Genomic DNA, 17,954 nt, shown 5'->3' with positions numbered 1-17,954 from the left:
ACGCCAGAAAGGAGTAAATCACTATGGCAATGAACAAATTGGAGCGCATTGAAAAGGATATTGAGAAAACCAAGGGCAAGATCGCGGAGCTGCAAAAGCAGCTTCGGGAGCTGGAAGCGGCCAAGACCGAACAGGAAAACTTGCAGATCGTCCAGCTTGTGCGCGGCCTCAACATGACCCCGCAGGAGTTCGCCGCCTTTGTGCGCGGCGGCGCGTTGCAGGCGGCTCCGGCCCCGATCCCGGACTTTGAACAGGAGGACAGCGCCCATGAAGAAATCTAAACTGTTCCGCACTTTGACGCTGGCTGTGGCCGCTGCGCTCTGCATGGCGACCACGACCGTTACCGCCTACGCCGGGGGCGCTGACCCTGACCCGGTGCCGCTGCCGGAAACCACCGAAGCCCCCGCAGAAGTGCCGGAGGAAACCGAAGAACCTACCACCGGCGGCATGGAGCCGGAGGGCGTACCCGTCACCCCGCAGGGCAACGCCGCGCTGGTGGATGATTTTTTCGGTGATAAGCAGCTTATCACCGTTACCACCAAGGCCGGGAATTATTTTTACATCCTGATCGACCGGGCCAACGAGGACAAGGAAACGGCGGTGCATTTCCTCAACCAAGTGGATGACGCCGACCTGCAAGCCTTGTTGGAGGACGGGAAAAAAGAGCCGGAGGTCTGCAACTGTACGGCCAAATGTCAAGCCGGGGCCGTCAATACGGCCTGCCCGGTCTGTAAAAACAACCTGACCGCCTGCAATGGGCCAGAGCCGAAGCCCCAGCCGGAGGAAGAAAAGCCGCAGGAGGAAAAGCCAAGCGGCATGGGCGGCCTTGTGGTGTTCTTTGTGGTGGTGCTGCTGGGCGGCGGCGCAGCCCTCTACTTCCTGAAATTCAAAAAGGAAAAAGCCGACACCACAGGCAATGACGATCTGGCCGAGTATGACTTTGGAGAGGACGAGGACGACGAGGACGAAGCCCCGGAGCCGGACGAGGATATGACAAGTGAAGATGGAAATAAGGAGGACGAAGTATGAGCTATCAGTTAGTAATTGCAGAGAAACCAAGCGTCGCCCGCAGCATTGCGGGCGTGATCGGCGCGGACAAGAAACAGGACGGCTATATGGAGGGAAACGGCTATCTGGTGAGCTGGTGTATCGGCCACCTTGTTTCCCTTGCCGACGCCGGGACTTATGACGAGCGTTTCAAAAAATGGCGCTATGACGACCTGCCGATTCTGCCGCAGCAATGGCAGTACATCATTCCCGACGATAAGAAAAAGCAGTTTGACACCCTGCGTTCTTTGATGAAGCGCCCCGATGTCACCGGCCTTGTGTGCGCCACCGACGCCGGGCGCGAGGGGGAATTGATTTTCCGTTTTGTCTACCAGATGGCGGGCTGCAAGAAACCGTTTCAGCGCCTTTGGATTTCCAGCATGGAGGACGCGGCCATCAAGGACGGCTTTGCCCACCTGAAACCGGGGGCCGACTACGACAACTTGTATCAGTCGGCCCTTTGCCGGGCGCAGGCGGATTGGCTGGTGGGGATCAACGCGACAAGACTTTTCTCCATCCTCTACCACAAGACCCTGACCGTGGGCCGTGTCCAGACGCCGACCCTGAAAATGCTGGTTGACCGGGAGGCCAAGATCAGCAGCTTTCAGAAAGAGAAATACCACATCGTCCAGATCGCGGCGGGCGGCATGGAGGCGGCCAGTGAACGCATGGGAAACGCAGACGACGCCAAGGCCCTGAAAGCCGCCTGTGAAACGGCACAGGCCGTTTGTGTGTCGGTAACACGGGAGAAAAAGACGGAGCAGCCGCCCCGCCTCTATGACCTCACCACCTTGCAGCGGGAGGCAAACCGGCTGTTTGGATTTACCGCCAAGCAGACCCTTGACTATGCCCAGCAGCTCTATGAAAAGAAGCTGCTGACCTATCCCCGCACCGACAGCCAGTATTTGACCGATGATATGCTGCCAACGGCGGAAAGCCTTGTGTCCGGCCTGTGGCCTATGCTTTCCTTTGCGGCGGGGCTTGACCTCTCCCCGCAGTTTGGCCGGGTGCTGAACAGCAAAAAGGTAAGCGACCACCACGCCATTGTCCCGACAATGGAATTTGTGCAGAGAGGCTTTGACGGGCTGACCGAGGGAGAAAAGAAACTGCTGTCCCTTGTGTGCTGCAAGCTGCTGTGCGCCGTGGCCGCGCTCCATGTGTACGAGGCTGTCACCGCTACATTCACCTGTGCCGGGAACACCTTTACCGCCAAGGGAAAAACCATCCTGATCCCCGGCTGGAAAGAGCTTGATCGCCGCTTTAAGGCGTCGTTCAAAACAGACGCCGACGACACCGCCCCGGAGCCTGCGCGTGAACTGCCGGAGATCACCGAGGGACAGACCTTTGACAAGGTAACTGCCGCTGTCACCGAACATTTCACCGCACCGCCAAAATCCTACACGGATGTAATACACTTTGAGAGTAGGCAGTGGAAATATTCAAAATGCAAAGGAGCAGGATAGCAATGAAAATCAAGGATAAGAGATTTAAAATCACAGCTTTATACGAGCGACTCTCAAAGGATGATGAGGTGCAGGGAGAGTCAAACAGTATCGTCAATCAGAAGCGGATGTTGACACAGTATGCAGAACAGCATGGGTATGAGAATATCGAGCATTACACGGATGATGGATGGACTGGCACAAACTTTGTTGAGGTAAGATAACGTAACCTTTTTTGCAGAGGGTGTTATCTTACCTCTTTTTGATGTATGTTAGATAGCATAACTCTTTACGTCGGCTCCAATCTGTCTGAAATAGGAGATACTTTCAGTAGGCTTGTCGCCTGTATCAACTCTGCCGACAAAGCTATAAAAGATTTCGATTTTGCGGGTGTTCGTTTCCTTATCCAGTTCGTGAATAAGAATGCGGTCAATAAATTCATGGACGTTTTCGTAGGTCAGTTCGGTAATGGCGGTGTATTTGCGTACCAGTGCGACAAACCTTTTCACGTCCGCGCTGCGCTCGGTGGCGTTGTCAATTTCCTGTGACAGTTCCGCAATCCTCCGGGTCAGCGTCTTTTTTTCTTCGTCATAGCCGGAAGTCAGAAAAGCAAATTGTTCATCTGAAAGTTTCCCTAAAGCGTTGTCCTCATAGAGCTTGCGGAACAAGATATTCAGCTCGCTAATCCGGCTCTGCGCCTTGTCAAGCTCTTTCCGTTGCTGCGTCAGCGTCTTTTGTACTGCCTTTGCGCTGCACTCGTTGGCGGTTTCGATAAACTCCTGTTCATGCTCTTTCACATAGGACAATACCCTTTGTAAATCGGCAAGGACAAGTTCTTTAAGGACGCTCTTTCGGATATAATGGGTAGTGCAAAGCTCGCCAGTCCTTATCCTGTTTCGATACTTGCCGCAAGTGTAGGCGTGTTTGCGTTCCAGTGTCCCGGCTCCCTGTTGCAGATACATTTTATAGCCGCAGTCCCCGCAAAAGAGAAGCCCCGAAAAAATGTCAATTTCATCAACCTTTGTAGGGCGGTGTTTGGTGGCAATCCGTTTCTGTGCAAGCTCAAAGGTTTCTTCATCAATCAAGGGTTCGTGTGTGTTGGGGAAGAAGTAACGCTTTTCCTCCGGGTTCTTCTTCGTCTTTTTCGATTTGTAAGATACCTTATAGCTCTTGCCTGTAATGGTATGCCCCAAATACTCTTTACGCGCCAGAATGTCATAGAGCGTCTTATCCGGCCAGTTGTAAATACAATTCGGGTGTGGGCGGGGGTGCCTGTGGCTTCCTGTGCGCCTGTACTGCAATTCTGCAACAGTCAATACCTCATGTTCCCGTAGCCAGTTCTGGATTTCGCAGATACGGTCGCCGCGCACATACATAGCGAAAATCTGTTTTACAATGTGCGCCGTTTCCGGGTCGGGCAATAGATGATTGCGGTCGTTGGGGTCAGCTATGTACCCATAAGGCACTTGCCCGTTGACGCGCTCGCCTTTCTGCGCCTTTGCCTGTTTGACAGCCCGGATTTTCTTTGAAGTGTCGCGGGCGTAAAACTCGTTGAACCAGTTCCGCAGAGGGGTAAACTCGTTATCTTCCCTTGCTGTGTCTACACCGTCGTTAATGGCAATGTAGCGCACTTCATATTCGGGAAAAACAATCTCTATCAGCTCCCCGGTTTTCAGATAATTACGTCCCAGACGGGAGAGGTCTTTTGTTATGACGGTCGCCACGTTCCCGGCTTCAACTTCGTGCAGCATGGCTTGAAGCCCCTCACGCTCAAAGCTCACGCCGGAAAATCCGTCGTCTACGAAAAAGCGCGTGTTGAAAAAGTGGTGTTCGTCAGCATACTTTTGTAAAATCATCTTTTGGTTCTGTATGCTCTCGCTTTCCCCGGCCTGCATATCTTCCTGGCTCAATCTGCAATATAAAGCGGTAATCTTGTCTGTCTGTAACATTTTGTCCTCCTTTCCGACGACAGACAAGCATGGCATTTGTACTGTCTATATTATACCACATACCGCTGCCTGTGTCATGTATAAAATGTGAAGAAACGCCCTATTTCCGGGCGTTTGCGGGGTTCAGTTCCATGTCTTTGCGAATGAGTTTTTTTATCTTTTTATCCAGTGTGTCCGTTGCGCGTTCACTTGCGGACGAACATACAAGGTAAGTAACTTTTCCTATTTTATGCTCCGTTGTGGTAACGGGCGTTTGGTTTTGCGTCAAAGAAAATCCCCCTTTCTTTCGCAAACATATAATACAGTCTATGAATAGCAGCAAGTCCACTATTCAATAAAACAAAGGCTTTAATCGGACGGTTATTAGCATAACCTCATGGGAATTTCACCCCGGCATGGTTCTCATGCAGCCCTACCCATTGCCTGCGACGCTCTTAACGCTCGGACTGTGGCTGTAAGGAAGTATCATTGTATATTCTGCGTGTCGTCGCCCGCAAGCCGCTACACTTGCTTTCCGGCGCGGTGTTGGTCGCTCGGCTGTCCGGGCGGGGATAACCTCACCCGGATAGCGTCATGGCGCACCCGCCGTATGGCTCGGCGCAAAAGGAACGTATCCGATTTGCCCTATGCTGCGCCGCCGTTATCTTGCGCCGCTTTCTTTGTCAAGGTTCAGAATGGCTTTGCTGCCGCGTCAGCAGCGGAACGGAAAAGGGGGAGAGAGAAAGCGTCCCGCCGCCGCTGCGGTTTATTCCTCTGCCTTAAAGGTGAGGACAGCCATCATCAGTTTTGCTTGCAGCCGTTCCCGAATGTCGTGGTCTACGCCGAAATAGACATTCCCGCGCTCGTCGTACAGCTTCCGCATGGAGAGGCGGGCTATGTAGCCGCTGAAATGCTGCAAGACAATCTTCATAGCGTCCGGGTCGCCCTTTGTCGCTACCACAATGACAGGATAGGGAACAAGGGCATTTTCCGGGTAGCCGGGTTCGTTACCATTCGTCCCATTCATCAGCATTTTCCTCCAGATATTTTCTTAATCTCTCAAAAGAGCTTGTCCGCCTGTACTGTATCGTGCTTCTCGACGTATTGAACAGTTCCGCAATCTCGGTATCGTTCATTCCCTCGAAGTAATACAGCAGTATGGCTTTGCGCTTTTCTTCCGGCAAAGTACGGATTGCTTCAAGAAGCAGCTTTGGCGTGATTTTCTTCCCGGCTTTCTCAAAGACGGTTTCAACAGTTTCCCGTTTGAAATATTCATCAAACGTATGAAGCTGTCGCGCTTCGTCTAAGGTCATGTCGGAAAAGGTCACTTCCTTTGCCCTGTGTCTGCGAAGCTCTCTATGAGTGTCGCACGCTTCATTGTGAAGTACCGTATTACAAAACTTCTGAAAAGCACACTGTTTGTAAAACTCCCTGCTGTTAGGTTCCACATTCTCACCTCCTTTCTCGTTGGAAAGTTGGTGGTGCTTCCCCCTTTTCGCGGGGCAATACGGCGGTTTTCAAAAACGCCGAAGATTTTTTGAAATTTCTTCAAAAAATTTTTTGAGCAGCAAAATGCGCCTGTCCGAAAAGCCCGGACAGGCGCATTGGTATTGTGAGTAGTATTTAGATGATTAGACAGTTCATATATACAAGCGTAATTTCCCCCGGTGGTGGTCGGGCTTTTTTTGATGTGTCAATGACCGTCGGATTTTGTCGATATGGTATGTGCTTCATGGCGGCTACCTCCTTTAGCCGCCGCTTTTAACAGTGATACCGCGTCATTTCTTGAGAAGATAAAAAGAAACGGCGGCTTTGATTTTTCAAAGCTGCTGCGGAAATCAAAGAACGACAAGCAACAGTTCTGATTTTGCTCCAATATGGTTATTGGGGGCACAAATTAAATCAAAAAAGAGCCGATAACAGCAGTATTTCAAACTGCATATTATCGGCTCTGCGTCTGTGCGTCTGGCTCTTTTAATTAAATTATTTTTGTTGTTTTTTGGCTTTATTATATGTATTAGCTAACTGTCCACAAGCTGCTTTAATCTCTCTACCATGAGAAACTCTCATGGTAACTTCAAGTCCTGTTTGCTCTAATTGATGTTTGAACGCAACCATTTCTTGTTTTTGTGGTGCTCTAATTTTTGAATTACTCGTCGGGTTGTATTGCAGCACGTTAATCATAACATTTTTGCCCTTAAACCATTTTGCAAGTTGCCTTATATCTGAGGAACGGTCATTTATACCTGGTAAAAGCAAATACGCAAATACCACTTTTCGATTATGCCTTTGTGAATAGGACAATGCTTGCTTAACAACATCTTCAATAGCGTACATGTGCATATGAGGAATGATACAGTTTCTCACAGCCTGTGTTGCTGCATGTAAAGATATTGTCAACTGAATTTTTAGATGTTCTTCGCGCAATTTTTTTAATTGATTAACTGGACCAACTGTTGATATGGTAATGCCGTCGGTTGGAAAGTTAAGTCCATTTCTATCTCGAAGAATATGGATTGCTGCAATCAAGTTGTCGTAATTGAATAAAGGTTCTCCCATTCCCATAAAAACGATACGATTTACTTTTTGACGTATCAATATGACCTGCTGCACAATTTCAGACGGTGTTAGATTACGAACGAAACCATTGCGTCCGGACTCACAAAAAATACAGCCAACAGAACAACCAACTTGCGTACTTACGCAAACAGTCCCACCATCTCGCCGTTTAATAAAAACCGTTTCGATATACCTGTTGTCTTTCAATTCATAAACATACTTTTCAGTATCGCTACTTTTATAGACTTTTTTTGTTGATATTGATAGATTTTTTTTGTGAAATGGCTGTTTATACAATTTCGCATATAAGGCTCTTGCTTTATCCTCTCCAATTACTTCCGACATTTCTTTGTAAGTAAATCCGTATGGGTCATTCAATATTTCCGTAGGTGTACTTTTAGGTAAGTGTTTCATTTAATATCCTTCCTTTTCAAAATTAAAAAGTTTGTTTTTCAGAGTTTTTGATTATGATTTCTAATTTTTCAACATCAACGATATGTGTTAATTTACATTTAGGGCAGAAAAGAGGAAAATTTCTTAATACCGTATTATAAAATACTTGAACCCTCGTCTTTCCGTTACAAATTGGACATTTTATCCAATATTTTTCAAGCATAATATTTCTCCTTTTGCGCAAAAAAATACAGGTCAATTCTCAACATGAGCATTGACCTGCATTTATACATATAACACTACAACAAAATTAAGGCATAGTTTTTATACTATGTCTATACATCGTTAGTTTTGTTGTATAGCATACGCAAAATAAGCATGACAAAAAAGCCCATATTGAAAATGGGAAAAATCTTTTTTAATTTCAATGCTTATCGAATACGCATGCTATGTAACATAAACATTTCCCCCCTTTTAATAATACTATACAAAAAAAGCGGCTAGTTGTCAACATATACATATGAATTATTTTAGTCAACTGATAGAACAGTGTAGACATATCCAAGAGGAAAGGTGAACAGTAAAATGTAATAGGGTGAATAATTATGGCAAAAAGACCAGTACCGAAATACGACTTCAAGGCTTTTGGGGCAGCGATAAAGGCGGCGCGGACAGGGCGCAAGGAGAGCCGCAAGAAAGTAAGCGACGAAATGTTTATCTCGCCGCGTTACCTTGCGAACATTGAGAACAAGGGGCAGCACCCAAGTTTACAGATTTTCTTTGAGCTTATGCTCCGCTACAATATATCCGTAGACCAGTTCCTTTTGGAAACGCCGCCGGAGAAGAACACGCAGCGGCGGCAGCTCGACGCGCTTCTTGACGGTATGAGCGATACAGGCATACGGATTGTGACCGCAACGGCAAAAGAGATTTCCGAAGTCGAAAAAGAGGGCGAATAGGAATGTCCGGCTTAAAACTGAACAGGATTTAGAAAGCGTTGCAATCTTTTTTGAATTGCAGCGTTTTTCTTTTGCGGAAGTTTGGCAAAATAGCTTTTTCTCCGTAGTAAGGGATAAGGGCATAAGGGATAAAAACATTCGTAGCAAGCATAGGAAGCGGGTACCCACTTCCGTATTTTCGCCCTCCCGCGCTGCGGCGCGTCGGTTGAAAATGGCTTGTTGGGAAGTGTCCCAAACCCTCGGAACGGAAAGGAAAGGAGCGAAGCAATGGACGGACGGAAAAGGACGGTGCAAATCAAATTCAGAGTGACGGAAGCGGAACGGGATTTAATACTGGAAAAAATGAAGCTCGTACCCACCCGGAACATGGCGGCGTATCTGCGGAAGATTGCCATTGACGGGTATATCATTCAGATAGACCACGCCGATATAAAGGCAATGACCGCAGAGATACAGAAAATCGGTGTCAACGTCAACCAGATAGCCCGCCGCGTGAACGCGGCGGGGAACGCATACCAAGAGGACATAGAGGAAATAAAGGGGGTGCTTGCGGAGATATGGCGGTTACAAAGATTAAGCCTGTTAAAAGCACCCTAAGCAAAGCCCTTGACTATATCGAAAACCCGGACAAGACGGACGGGAAAATGCTCATATCCTCTTTCGGCTGCTCCTATGAAACGGCAGACATTGAGTTCGGCTATACCCTCTCGCAAGCACTGGATAAGGGCAGCAATTTAGCCTTTCACTTGATACAGTCCTTTGCGCCGGGGGAAGTGGACTATGAGAAAGCCCACGAAATCGGGAAGCAGCTTGCCGACGCGGTGACAAAGGGGCAGCATGAATATGTTGTGACGACGCACATTGACAAGGGGCATATCCATAACCACGTCATTTTTTGCGCGGTGAATTTTGTAGACCATCACAAATACAATTCCAACAAAAGGAGCTATTACGGCATACGGAACATGAGCGACAAGCTGTGCCGGGAAAATGGCTTGTCCGTCGTCGTCCCCGGCAAGGGCAGCAAGGGAAAGAGCTATGCGGAGTACCAGGCAGAAAAGACGGGTACAAGTTGGAAAGGCAAGCTAAAGATTGCCGTTGACGCGCTTATCCCCCAAGTTTCCAGTTTTGAGGAATTGCTAACGCGGTTACAGGCGGCGGGCTATGAGATAAAGCCGGGGAAATATGTTTCATGCCGCGCCCCCGGACAGGAACGCTTCACCCGCCTAAAAACCCTCGGCGCAGACTATACAGAGGAAGCCATAAGGGAACGGATAGCGGGCAGACGGGCAAAGGCGGCGAAAGCCCCCAGAGAGCAGCGCGACGTTTCGCTGCTTATCGACATTGAGAACAGTATCAAGGCGGCGCAGAGTAAGGGCTATGAACAGTGGGCGAAAATCCACAATCTGAAACAGGCAGCTAAAACCATGAATTTCTTGACGGAACACAAGATTGAACAGTACGCGGATTTAGTCAGCCGGATTGAGGAAATGTCAGCGGAAAGCGGACAGGCGGCAGACGCATTGAAGAACGCGGAAAAGCGGCTTGCGGACATGGCGGTGCTTATCAAGAATGTTTCCACCTACCAAAAGACAAAGCCCGTCTATGACGCATACCGCAAGGCAAGGAACAGGGAGAAGTACCGCGCCGGACAGGAACAGGCGATTATCCTACATGAAGCCGCCGCAAGGTCGTTGAAAGCGGCGGGCATTGCAAAGCTCCCGAACCTTGCCGCGCTGCAATCGGAGTATGAAGCCCTCCAAGCGCAGAAAGAAGCCCTTTACGCCGACTATGGGAAGCTGAAAAAGAAAGTCCGGGAATATGATATTATCAAGCAGAACATTGACAGCATTTTACAGGCAGACAGGCAGCCGGAACGTGAAAAGGGAACAGAGCGCGGATAAGGATAGCAAAATCCCCGCCGCTGTGCTATGATAAGGCTATCAAATACAGACAGGAGCGTTGAAGCATGGAAAACCAGAAAATGCCGGAATATGAAACCATACGCGCCGCCGTTGCCGGGGAAAAATGGGCGGTGGAGAAAGTCGTGGAGTGCTACAAGGACGAAATCGACAGGCTATCGACGGTAGCGGTCAGACAGCCGGACGGAAGCACGAAACAGGAAATCAACGAAGATATGCGCCAGTCTATCACAAAGAAGCTGATAGAAGCCCTCCCGCAGTTCCCACTTGAAGAAATGGAAAAGGGAAATGTCAGATAGGCAAAAAAAGAACAGGACGCGGAAGCCGGTATATGACTTCCGCGCCCTGTCTTTTTATGGGTGCTGTTTTCGTGAATGTTACGCAGTAGAACGCCATTTTCGGGGATAAAGGTATAAAGTATCGCCTATCCGATTTTCACGCCCGGAAAGCCCTGTAAATCAAGGGATTTTCCGCGCCTACTGCGTAACAGGGGTGCGTCTTTTCCTCATGCGCTCGGCGGCTTGTCTGCGGGTGATACGCTTCCGGCAGACGGGGCAGTATTTGACACTGTTAGAGGTTGACGCAAAGAACGCGCCGCACTCGGTACATTTCTTCTTATCCCCTGTCTGGTAAAGCTCCGCATAGAGCAGCCTGTCGGCGGGAAGCACCGCAACCCGGAACCACTTGCAGAGAAGCGAATAGGAAATGAGCTGCGGACATACGCATTCGTCTCCGTCGTCCAGTAAGATACAGTTCCCGTTATCATAGTTGCAGCACGTCCGGCGCACAAGGGCGTTGACTTTCCGGCTCTGGGGCGGCGTCAGCCGCTTAACCCCGTTCATACTTCATCAGCGGCGTAAATGGGAAGCTCTGCAAATTCCGCTTCGGTCAAAGCGTCCACTTTGGAAAGGGTGCGCTTTGCAAGCTCCCGCATATCCGCGTCCATGTAGGGCAGCGCGGCGTTGACATTCTCAATCAAAGCCCGCTTGCCGCCCTCGTTGTAAATGCTCAAAAGGTTTGTTTCTTCAACAGTCAGTCTAATCATGCTCATACCTCCATATCGTGATTTTTTGTTTTTGCCGCCGCCTTTTTCGGGGCGGTCTTTGCCTTGTCTGCTTTAAGCTGCGCCCGGATAGAGGGGCGGGGCTTCCTTATCTCCCTGTCCCGGTTCTCCCCCTTGTCAATCAGCGCATACGTCCCATGTCTGCCCTCGATTTTGGAAAAGGAAAGAGTCTTATAGGGCAGCATGGAGAAAAGGCGGTCAGTGTCCTTTGTGGCTGCAAGCCGCATGAACGCCGGGGAAAGCTCTGCCATGAAATGGGTCTTGTTCGGGCTATTCGGCTCATAGTGCCGCTTCATTTCCCGCACAATGCGCCGCGCTTCCGTTTCAATCAGCCCGTCCCGCAAGGCTGTGATATGCGCCTTGAAGTCCCCCGGTGGAAGCTGCTCCCGGCTGCGCCGTTCTTCCTGTAAGAGTGATTGCAGCGCGTCCGGGTCGTCGGGTAGGGCTTCAAAGCGTTCAAACTTCCCAAGCTGCGGGTCTGGGTTGCCGTTGAAGAACCGTCCGGCGGGTATCTCCCTTTCCCCTCGCTCATAAATCAGCTTCACCGTATCGGCGGGCAGTTCCTTTTCCTTGACGCGCTCATAATGTTTAGCGTAGTCCAGTTCGTACAGATTGCCCTTAATTTTCCCGCGCTCCTTTCCCGTCAGCTCGATTGCATAGGCAAGGACGCGGTCGCTTGTCTGCTCCATGTAGAAACGCCATGTGTTGTGGGGCGCGGTGTCTTTGAGGAAAACGTCGCGCTCCCGGAAACAGTGCGTCCCGGACGGGCGGCAGAACCACAAAAGGGTCTTGTCCTCCCTGTTGGGGCTTGCCGCCGCCTTTGCGATAATCTCTTTGTCAATGTCTAAGTCGCTCTGGTAAAAGCCTGTGTTCTGCTTCATAATCGCTTCAAGGGAAGCGAACAAATCCACGTTTTCAAATTTACTCTGTTCCGGCATGGGTCAGCTCCTTTCCAAGTCCTGTGACTTCTGCTTTGCGTTTTTCTTCTGCGCCTTTTCCTTGTCGGCTCTAAGCTGCGCCCGGATAGAGGGCTTTTTTTCCGGCTTCGCTCCCTTGCCGCGCTCCTTGTCGGCTTTGACAGCGTTAGCCAGGTCAACAAGGGAAATCTGCTCGCCCGCCTTTACCTTTGCTTCCAGTTCGTCAACGGTGGGGGTGTTGTTGATGATACCGTCAATCATGTTTCCGTTCTGCTCTATGGTCTGCTCGGCGGTTTTCAAGGGATTGTCCCGCTGCGCCTGTTCTGCGGCAACGGCAAACGCCCGCGTCCCATTCCCCATAATCAGATACTTTCCGTCGTCCGACTGGTGGTGAAAGCCATATCCGGCGGCTTCTATCTGCTCCCGGCTCATAGCGGTTACATGGAAAGTCCCTCTCGGTGTTTTGACAGTTTCGCCCGTTTCCAAGTCGTCCGGGGTAAGCTGCTTCTGCTCCTGTAAAAACTCCGGCACTTCCCGGAAACCTACACTGTCAACGAAATGCGCCGCGTCCTGTCCGTCCTGATGAAGCACTACCACGTCCGAAACGGAAAGGCTGTGTCCCTTAAAATCTTTGGGGTGGTCGATATTGAAACGGGTGTAAATATCTTCAAGGGAAGTTTCCGGCGCAAGGGGCGCGGAATAGACAAGCTCATAGTTCGCCCTGTCAACCACATTTCCCGCCGCCTGCAGGCGGTCGTATGGCTCAAAGCGGAAATCCCTTGTTTCGTCCCCGCCTTTTATCTGGTAAATGGAAAAGGTGTCTTTGTCCTGTCCGGCGGTCTGCGCCGTTTCCTGTGCCTTTGCGTAAAGCTGCTTTACGTCGCCCTCGGTCAGCCCGCCGCTTTTGAGCTGCCCCATAAGCTCGCGGCATTTCTCCGGCGTTCCCGTATAAAGCACGTCGCCCATTTTCGCCCGCCCGTTCTCCTGTGTCACATAGGCTTGCAAGAGGTGGCTGTTTTCCGGGCTGTCGCCGTAAGGGTTCCGGCGCATCTTGTAAATCGTTTCCGGGGTAAAGGCTTCTTTCGGGGCTGCGCCCGCCTTTTCCTGTGCGCCGGATTTTCCCGGTGCGGCTGCTTCCGGCTTCTCTTTCCCGGCTGTATCTGCCTTTGCCGGGGCTTCCGGCTGCGGCTGTTCTTTCGGGGCTGCCTTTTCCTCTCTGGTGGGCTGCTCCTGTCCGGCGGTCTGCTCCTTGTCCTGTGCCTTTTGCAGCTCCGCAAGATTTTCGTCTATGGAATTGATAATCTCGGCGGCTGCGCTGCGTATCGTTTCAAGGGAGCTTTTCAGCTCGGACAGCTCCCGCCCGCTGCTCCACCCGGCGACATAGCCGAAAGAGTAGTCCGACGTGTCAAGCCCGTAATGTTGGCAGACAGTATAGGCGACGCTTTCCGCTTCGACTTCGCGGGTGCGGCGGTCAACGTGGGGCTGCTGCTCGTCCTTTGGCGCGTTGAGGTCAATGTCGTGCAGCTTCGCATGGGCGATTTCGTGAATGGCGGTCTTTAAGGTCTGTAATTCGCTCATGCCCTCGTTGATAGCAATGCGCTTGTCCTCCAAGTGGTAGTAGCCATGAGAGCCGCCCTCGATATTCTCAAAGGCGATAGGAACGGGGGAAGTCTTTTCAAGGGCTGCGAAAAAATCCTTGTAGCGGTCAACGTCGCCCGTCAGCTCGTCAACGGCAATATCCGGCAGCTCCTTTCCCTCGGTCTGGGAAACGTCAAAGACGGATACCACCTTGTAGGCGGGTATGGTGACTTCCTTTTCCTCGGTGACGGGCTTTCCATCCTTGCCGATTATGGGCTTCTGTGTGTGCGGGTCGATTTTCTGCATTTCCTGTTTGATTTTATAGGGCGACGGGGCAATGATTTTAATTCCCTTTTGCCCTTTCATCACGTTTCGCTCAAAGTTATTCTTCCAAGCGGAAAAGCCCGCCACAAGGGAAGCGTCCGGCTTCTGCATGGCGATAAGGACGGTGTTTCGGAAGCTGTAATTATGGAATTTTGACATGACTTTCAGATATTCCTTGTAACGCTCGCTGTCAAAGAGTTCCGCAATACCCTGTTCCAGACGGTCGGTAATCTCTTTTAATTTCTCGGCGGGCTTCTCGCTCGTCAGCACGATAGGGATAACCGGGCGCGGCTCCTGTGGCTGCTCTGCGGTCTGCGCGGTTCTCTGCCCCGGCGCGGCTGCGTCAAAATCTGCTTTTTCCGGGTCGGGGCGTGACCGCTGCGGGGGCTGCGGCGTTACCCGGTATTCCTGTGGAACGTCGCGCCCGTCGTACCATTCTGTAAAGGTGTTGCGGTTGTTGTAGATATAGCCCTTTTCGGTAAACATACCGTCGTCGTTAATGGAAGCGTCGCGCCCGTATTCCTCATACATGAAATACTTTTTCGCTTCTTCGGGCAGTTCGGGTTCTTCCAGTTCATCAACCAGATAACGCCCGTATTCTTCTTCATTGTGGACGGACGGATAAATCCAGTAGCAGTCAAGGTTTTGTGCAAGGTTGATGATGTCCTGTAAGCTGTCGGCATGGTCGCCGTATTCAATGGCTGCAATGAATTTCTCCCGGTCGTCGTCAAACTGCATTTCCAAGAGCTTCCCTAAATAGTTCAGCTCGTCGGGGTGGGAATACTCGCTTAAATGTTCCGCCAAGCCGGGGATAGGGGATTGAAATTCTGTGAAATGCCATTCCTCGTAATGCTTGAAGTCAATCCCGATACGGTCAAAGACTTCTTTCAGATGTTCGGCAGTCGTGGGGAACGTCACCCATTCGCCCGCGGGTCTGCCCTCGGTGTACTTCCCAAGATTGGAAAGATAGCCGCTTAAAATCGGTTCTGCCATTTGTTCGCTCCTTTCTTTTTCAATCATGCGGTGCATAAGCTCAAAATCCTCAATGCTCATGCTCCCGTCAAATACATAGGGGTTAAAATCCTCTCCGTCCCGGTAGGGCTTTTCGGAAAAGGGAAGCCCCGCTTCATGGGCGGCTGCCCTCGCTTCCTCGATAACCTCCGGGGGAAGCCTGTCGTCATGCGCCCCGATAAAACCGTCAATGTCGTTCATGCTGTTTTCGTAGTGGTAGCGCACTCCGGCGGTCAGCTCGTCAAGGCTCATGTCCTCGCCTAAATGCCCGCAGTAATAGCCGTTTAGGATAACGGCGGCGGGGTCGGTGCTTTTGATTTCCTCTAACCGGCTCCTGTCCTCCGGGTAGAGGGTGTCGTCCATATCAAGATGAAAATATTCCGCGTTCCATGAACGCCCCTGTTTCCAGAACGCCACCCATGCGATACCGTCCCTAAGCTCGTCTTGATAGTCCTTTACGGTGTCCCGTAAACTTGCCATAGTGAAAAACCTCCTTTCTTTGGGGCAGCGTCACAAGCTGCATTTTTGGGCTGCATGGTCTACTACGGGTACGCCCGCATTTCTGCCAAAGATTTCTCAAAAATTTTTAGAGGGTGAAGCCCTCCGCAAAAGAGGGTTTGGGAAACTTCCCAACAAGCAAAATCCCCGTCCGGCGCGTCAGCGTCGCAACGGGGATTTACGGAAGTGGGTACCCGCTTCCTATGCTTGCTATTCAAGTTTTTAGTTCTTCTGTACTTCGATACGGTAGTTGACGTATTTCCCGCCAGTGTCAGCCAGAACGATAGTTCCGTCATAGGTCTTGCCTGTTTTCGGGGAATAGAGCTTCTTCACATTCACTTTGCCGGATTTAAGGAGCGCGGCGGCAATCTTCGCGGAAAAAGCGGTCTTGCGTTCCTCGAAAAAGCGGTCATTCTTCCACATGACAAAGGCACATTCTTTGTTGCTGCAATAATAGTTTTTCTTCCCCTCATGGACGGGGGAACCGCAACGGGGGCATTTGCCGACAGAGGGCTTTTCCTCCCGGAACAAATCCTTTTTCCCGTCCAGTGCTGCGGCGTGTGTCTGCACAAGCTCCCGCGCCATAGCTTCAATGCCGGACAGAAATTCGCCGGGGTCTGCGGCTCCCTTTGCTATCTGCGTCAGATTGTTTTCCCATTCTGCGGTAAGCTGCGGGGAAGTGAGCATATCCGGCAAGACTGATATAAGGGCGGCTCCGTTCTGCGTGGGGATAAGCTGCTTCCCCTTGCGCTCTGCAAAGCCGCCCTTTACCAGTTTTTCAATGACGGCGGCGCGGGTGGCGGGAGTGCCAAGCCCCCGGCGTTCCGCGTCCGGGTCGGTGTCCCCGTTCCCGGCTCGCTCCATAGCAGAGAGAAGCGACGCTTCGCTGTGGGGCTTCGGCGGCGTTGTGGTATGCTCCGTTACTTTTGCGGCGGGGTTAGGAAAGTTCTGTCCCTCGGAAAGCTCCGGCAGCGTCACGCCCTCATTTTCCCCGTCCTCTGCTTCGGGCTTATCTTTCAGCGTCGCCCGGTATCTGCGTTCAAGCTCTTTCCAACCCTCCGCAAGTACGGTCTTTCCCCTTGCGGTGAAGTCTGTCCCGGCGCATGAGAAAACCGCCGTAACCGCTTCATAAATATGCGGCTCGGCGGTGGCAAAAAGCAGACGCGCCCCCGCAAGGGTAAGGATATTCTTCTCGCTTTCCGGCAGCGCGTCCGGGTCAGCCTTTGCAAGCTCCATAGTGGGAATGATTGCGTGGTGGTCTGATACTTTCTTGCTGTCTAATACCTTTGCAATCTCCGGCGTGAAGTCCGCGCCCGCCATAAAGGGGAGCTTTTCGCAAAGCAGCGCGATAATGTCCGCTGCGGTGCCGCCCATGTCGTCAGTAAGAAAGCTGCTGTCCGTCCTCGGATAAGTAAGGAGCCGCTTTTCATAAAGGGATTGTGCAAGGTCAAGGGTCTGCTTTGCGGTGTAACCGAAAATGCGGTTCGTTTCCCGCTGCAAAGAGGTAAGGTCAAAGAGCTTTGGCGGGGCTGCGGTTTTCTTCTCTCTGGTAAGGGAAACGCATACCGCCTTTCCCGCTTCGCAAGCCCCTTTCAGCGCGTCGGCTTCTGCCTTGTCCGAAATCCTTTCGCTTGCCGCGTCCGCGCCGGATAAATCAAGGCGAACATGATAATATTTTTCTTTCTGGAAATGGGAGATAGCCGCGTCCCGGTCGGTGAGCATTTTTAAGGTCGGGGTCTGGACGCGCCCCACGTTCAAGGTCTTTCCATACAGGCAGGAGAAAAGCCGGGTGGCGTTAATGCCGATAAGCCAGTCAGCCTTTGCGCGGCAGAGGGCGGACGCAAAGAGCGCGCCATAGTCCCGCCCGTCTTTGAGGGAAGCAAAGCCCGCCTTAATCGCCCCGTCCTCCATTGAAGAAATCCACAAGCGGCGCATGGGCTTCTTGCAGCCCGCCACTTCGTAGACAAAGCGGAAAATCAATTCACCCTCGCGCCCCGCGTCACACGCATTTACCACTTCGGAAACGTCGGCGCGGTGCATAAGCTCTTTAATGGTTTTGAATTGCTTCCCCTTGTCCGGGTCAACGGCGTACTGCCATTCCTCCGGCAGAATGGGTAAGCTGTCAAAACTCCATTTTTTATATTGCTCCCCGTAGGCGGCAGCTTCCGCAAGCTGTACCAAATGCCCGACGCACCATGAAATGAGGTAGCCGCCGCCCTCGATATACCCGTCCTGTTTCCCCTTAATGCCAAGCGCGGCGGCGATAGTCTGCGCCATGCTCGGCTTTTCTGCAATCACAAGTCTAAATGCCAT

17 protein-coding genes and 2 pseudogenes are annotated in these 17,954 nt (G+C 51.2%); 8 read left to right on the top strand and 11 right to left on the bottom strand.

Annotation, left to right across the window (positions count from 1 at the left end):
• The first annotated feature begins 23 nt into the window (after positions 1 to 23).
• From BLA28_RS30695 to BLA28_RS30680, 4 genes and pseudogenes are all read left to right on the top strand, one after another.
• Positions 24 to 281 (top strand): DUF4315 family protein, encoded by a 258-nt coding sequence (locus tag BLA28_RS30695; RefSeq protein ID WP_003509287.1) that lies wholly within the window; start codon positions 24 to 26, stop codon positions 279 to 281.
• The gene (locus tag BLA28_RS30690; RefSeq protein WP_071699705.1) at positions 268 to 1,029 is read left to right on the top strand and encodes a DUF4366 domain-containing protein; all 762 of its coding nucleotides are present in this window, start codon (positions 268 to 270) and stop codon (positions 1,027 to 1,029) included. The genes BLA28_RS30695 and BLA28_RS30690 overlap by 14 nt, the downstream gene beginning before the upstream one ends.
• Positions 1,026 to 2,453: pseudogene (locus tag BLA28_RS30685) on the top strand (DNA topoisomerase); the annotation flags it as partial. The gene BLA28_RS30690 and the pseudogene BLA28_RS30685, both read left to right, overlap by 4 nt.
• A gap of 59 nt (positions 2,454 to 2,512) precedes the next feature.
• Positions 2,513 to 2,698: pseudogene (locus BLA28_RS30680) on the top strand (recombinase family protein); the annotation flags it as partial.
• Positions 2,699 to 2,761: 63 nt separating this feature from the next.
• On the opposite strand, the gene BLA28_RS30675 reads toward BLA28_RS30680, so the two are convergent.
• From BLA28_RS30675 to BLA28_RS30640, 6 genes are all read right to left on the bottom strand, one after another.
• Complete coding sequence (locus BLA28_RS30675) at positions 2,762 to 4,438, bottom strand: recombinase family protein (RefSeq protein ID WP_019727566.1); 1,677 nt, start codon at positions 4,436 to 4,438, stop codon at positions 2,762 to 2,764.
• A 100-nt stretch (positions 4,439 to 4,538) separates the two neighbouring features.
• Positions 4,539 to 4,766: a transposon-encoded TnpW family protein gene (locus BLA28_RS30670; RefSeq protein WP_004607973.1), complete on the bottom strand. Its 228-nt coding sequence runs from the start codon at positions 4,764 to 4,766 to the stop codon at positions 4,539 to 4,541.
• Positions 4,767 to 5,183: 417 nt separating this feature from the next.
• Positions 5,184 to 5,444: a helix-turn-helix domain-containing protein gene (locus BLA28_RS30655; RefSeq protein ID WP_019727567.1), complete on the bottom strand. Its 261-nt coding sequence runs from the start codon at positions 5,442 to 5,444 to the stop codon at positions 5,184 to 5,186.
• Positions 5,425 to 5,865, bottom strand: a complete 441-nt coding sequence (locus BLA28_RS30650; RefSeq protein ID WP_008978027.1) for an RNA polymerase sigma factor — start codon at positions 5,863 to 5,865, stop codon at positions 5,425 to 5,427. Before BLA28_RS30650 ends, BLA28_RS30655 begins: the two co-directional genes overlap by 20 nt.
• A 535-nt stretch (positions 5,866 to 6,400) precedes the next feature.
• Positions 6,401 to 7,390, bottom strand: coding sequence for a 23S rRNA (adenine(2503)-C(2))-methyltransferase RlmN (gene rlmN, locus BLA28_RS30645; protein WP_008978028.1), 990 nt, complete (start codon positions 7,388 to 7,390; stop codon positions 6,401 to 6,403).
• 22 nt (positions 7,391 to 7,412) lie between these two features.
• The gene (locus BLA28_RS30640; RefSeq protein ID WP_002588768.1) at positions 7,413 to 7,592 is read right to left on the bottom strand and encodes a cysteine-rich KTR domain-containing protein; all 180 of its coding nucleotides are present in this window, start codon (positions 7,590 to 7,592) and stop codon (positions 7,413 to 7,415) included.
• Between the two features lie 382 nt (positions 7,593 to 7,974).
• Here BLA28_RS30640 and BLA28_RS30635 point away from each other — a divergent pair, with 382 nt between their 5' ends.
• The 4 genes from BLA28_RS30635 (at position 7,975) to BLA28_RS30620 (ending at position 10,549) form a co-directional block, all read left to right on the top strand.
• Positions 7,975 to 8,328 (top strand): helix-turn-helix transcriptional regulator, encoded by a 354-nt coding sequence (locus tag BLA28_RS30635; RefSeq protein ID WP_008978029.1) that lies wholly within the window; start codon positions 7,975 to 7,977, stop codon positions 8,326 to 8,328.
• A gap of 267 nt (positions 8,329 to 8,595) precedes the next feature.
• Positions 8,596 to 8,925, top strand: a complete 330-nt coding sequence (locus tag BLA28_RS30630) for a plasmid mobilization protein (protein ID WP_008978030.1) — start codon at positions 8,596 to 8,598, stop codon at positions 8,923 to 8,925.
• Entirely contained in the window at positions 8,886 to 10,232 is a 1,347-nt protein-coding gene (locus tag BLA28_RS30625; protein WP_008978031.1) for a relaxase/mobilization nuclease domain-containing protein, read from the top strand. The genes BLA28_RS30630 and BLA28_RS30625 overlap by 40 nt, the downstream gene beginning before the upstream one ends.
• Positions 10,233 to 10,297: 65 nt before the next feature.
• Complete coding sequence (locus BLA28_RS30620; protein WP_002585088.1) at positions 10,298 to 10,549, top strand: helix-turn-helix domain-containing protein; 252 nt, start codon at positions 10,298 to 10,300, stop codon at positions 10,547 to 10,549.
• A 177-nt stretch (positions 10,550 to 10,726) separates the two neighbouring features.
• On the opposite strand, the gene BLA28_RS30615 is transcribed toward BLA28_RS30620, so the two are convergent.
• The 5 genes from BLA28_RS30615 to BLA28_RS30595 all read right to left on the bottom strand — a co-directional run bounded on the left by BLA28_RS30615 (position 10,727) and on the right by BLA28_RS30595 (position 17,954).
• On the bottom strand, positions 10,727 to 11,092 hold the full coding sequence (locus tag BLA28_RS30615) for a cysteine-rich VLP domain-containing protein (protein ID WP_067539660.1): 366 nt from the start codon (positions 11,090 to 11,092) through the stop codon (positions 10,727 to 10,729).
• On the bottom strand, positions 11,089 to 11,301 hold the full coding sequence (locus BLA28_RS30610) for a transposon-transfer assisting family protein (RefSeq protein WP_004607965.1): 213 nt from the start codon (positions 11,299 to 11,301) through the stop codon (positions 11,089 to 11,091). Before BLA28_RS30610 ends, BLA28_RS30615 begins: the two co-directional genes overlap by 4 nt.
• A complete protein-coding gene (locus BLA28_RS30605; RefSeq protein ID WP_008978032.1) occupies positions 11,298 to 12,251 on the bottom strand; it encodes a hypothetical protein in 954 nt (317 codons plus the stop codon). Before BLA28_RS30605 ends, BLA28_RS30610 begins: the two co-directional genes overlap by 4 nt.
• A 3-nt stretch (positions 12,252 to 12,254) precedes the next feature.
• Entirely contained in the window at positions 12,255 to 15,623 is a 3,369-nt protein-coding gene (locus tag BLA28_RS30600) for an antirestriction protein ArdA (RefSeq protein WP_008978033.1), read from the bottom strand.
• A gap of 240 nt (positions 15,624 to 15,863) precedes the next feature.
• Positions 15,864 to 17,954: a DNA topoisomerase 3 gene (locus tag BLA28_RS30595; protein WP_008978034.1), complete on the bottom strand. Its 2,091-nt coding sequence runs from the start codon at positions 17,952 to 17,954 to the stop codon at positions 15,864 to 15,866.

Origin of the sequence: Eisenbergiella tayi (assembly GCF_001881565.1) — a bacterium.
Taxonomy (GTDB): Bacteria; Bacillota; Clostridia; order Lachnospirales; family Lachnospiraceae; genus Eisenbergiella; species Eisenbergiella tayi.
The sequence above is the reverse complement of the archived record's forward strand: the minus strand, read 5'-3'. Positions and strand labels throughout refer to the sequence as shown.

Excerpts from the sequence above, each read along its gene's own strand:
- BLA28_RS30695 (WP_003509287.1), top strand. The coding sequence starts at position 24 with ATGGCAATGAACAAATTGGAGCGCATTGAAAAGGATATTGAGAAAACC.
- BLA28_RS30690 (WP_071699705.1), top strand. The coding sequence starts at position 268 with ATGAAGAAATCTAAACTGTTCCGCACTTTGACGCTGGCTGTGGCCGCT.
- BLA28_RS30675 (WP_019727566.1), bottom strand. The coding sequence starts at position 4,438 with ATGTTACAGACAGACAAGATTACCGCTTTATATTGCAGATTGAGCCAG.
- BLA28_RS30655 (WP_019727567.1), bottom strand. The coding sequence starts at position 5,444 with ATGAATGGGACGAATGGTAACGAACCCGGCTACCCGGAAAATGCCCTT.
- rlmN (WP_008978028.1), bottom strand. The coding sequence starts at position 7,390 with ATGAAACACTTACCTAAAAGTACACCTACGGAAATATTGAATGACCCA.
- BLA28_RS30640 (WP_002588768.1), bottom strand. The coding sequence starts at position 7,592 with ATGCTTGAAAAATATTGGATAAAATGTCCAATTTGTAACGGAAAGACG.
- BLA28_RS30635 (WP_008978029.1), top strand. The coding sequence starts at position 7,975 with ATGGCAAAAAGACCAGTACCGAAATACGACTTCAAGGCTTTTGGGGCA.
- BLA28_RS30630 (WP_008978030.1), top strand. The coding sequence starts at position 8,596 with ATGGACGGACGGAAAAGGACGGTGCAAATCAAATTCAGAGTGACGGAA.
- BLA28_RS30625 (WP_008978031.1), top strand. The coding sequence starts at position 8,886 with ATGGCGGTTACAAAGATTAAGCCTGTTAAAAGCACCCTAAGCAAAGCC.
- BLA28_RS30620 (WP_002585088.1), top strand. The coding sequence starts at position 10,298 with ATGGAAAACCAGAAAATGCCGGAATATGAAACCATACGCGCCGCCGTT.
- BLA28_RS30615 (WP_067539660.1), bottom strand. The coding sequence starts at position 11,092 with ATGAACGGGGTTAAGCGGCTGACGCCGCCCCAGAGCCGGAAAGTCAAC.
- BLA28_RS30610 (WP_004607965.1), bottom strand. The coding sequence starts at position 11,301 with ATGAGCATGATTAGACTGACTGTTGAAGAAACAAACCTTTTGAGCATT.
- BLA28_RS30605 (WP_008978032.1), bottom strand. The coding sequence starts at position 12,251 with ATGCCGGAACAGAGTAAATTTGAAAACGTGGATTTGTTCGCTTCCCTT.
- BLA28_RS30600 (WP_008978033.1), bottom strand. The coding sequence starts at position 15,623 with ATGGCAAGTTTACGGGACACCGTAAAGGACTATCAAGACGAGCTTAGG.
- BLA28_RS30595 (WP_008978034.1), bottom strand. The coding sequence starts at position 17,954 with ATGGCATTTAGACTTGTGATTGCAGAAAAGCCGAGCATGGCGCAGACT.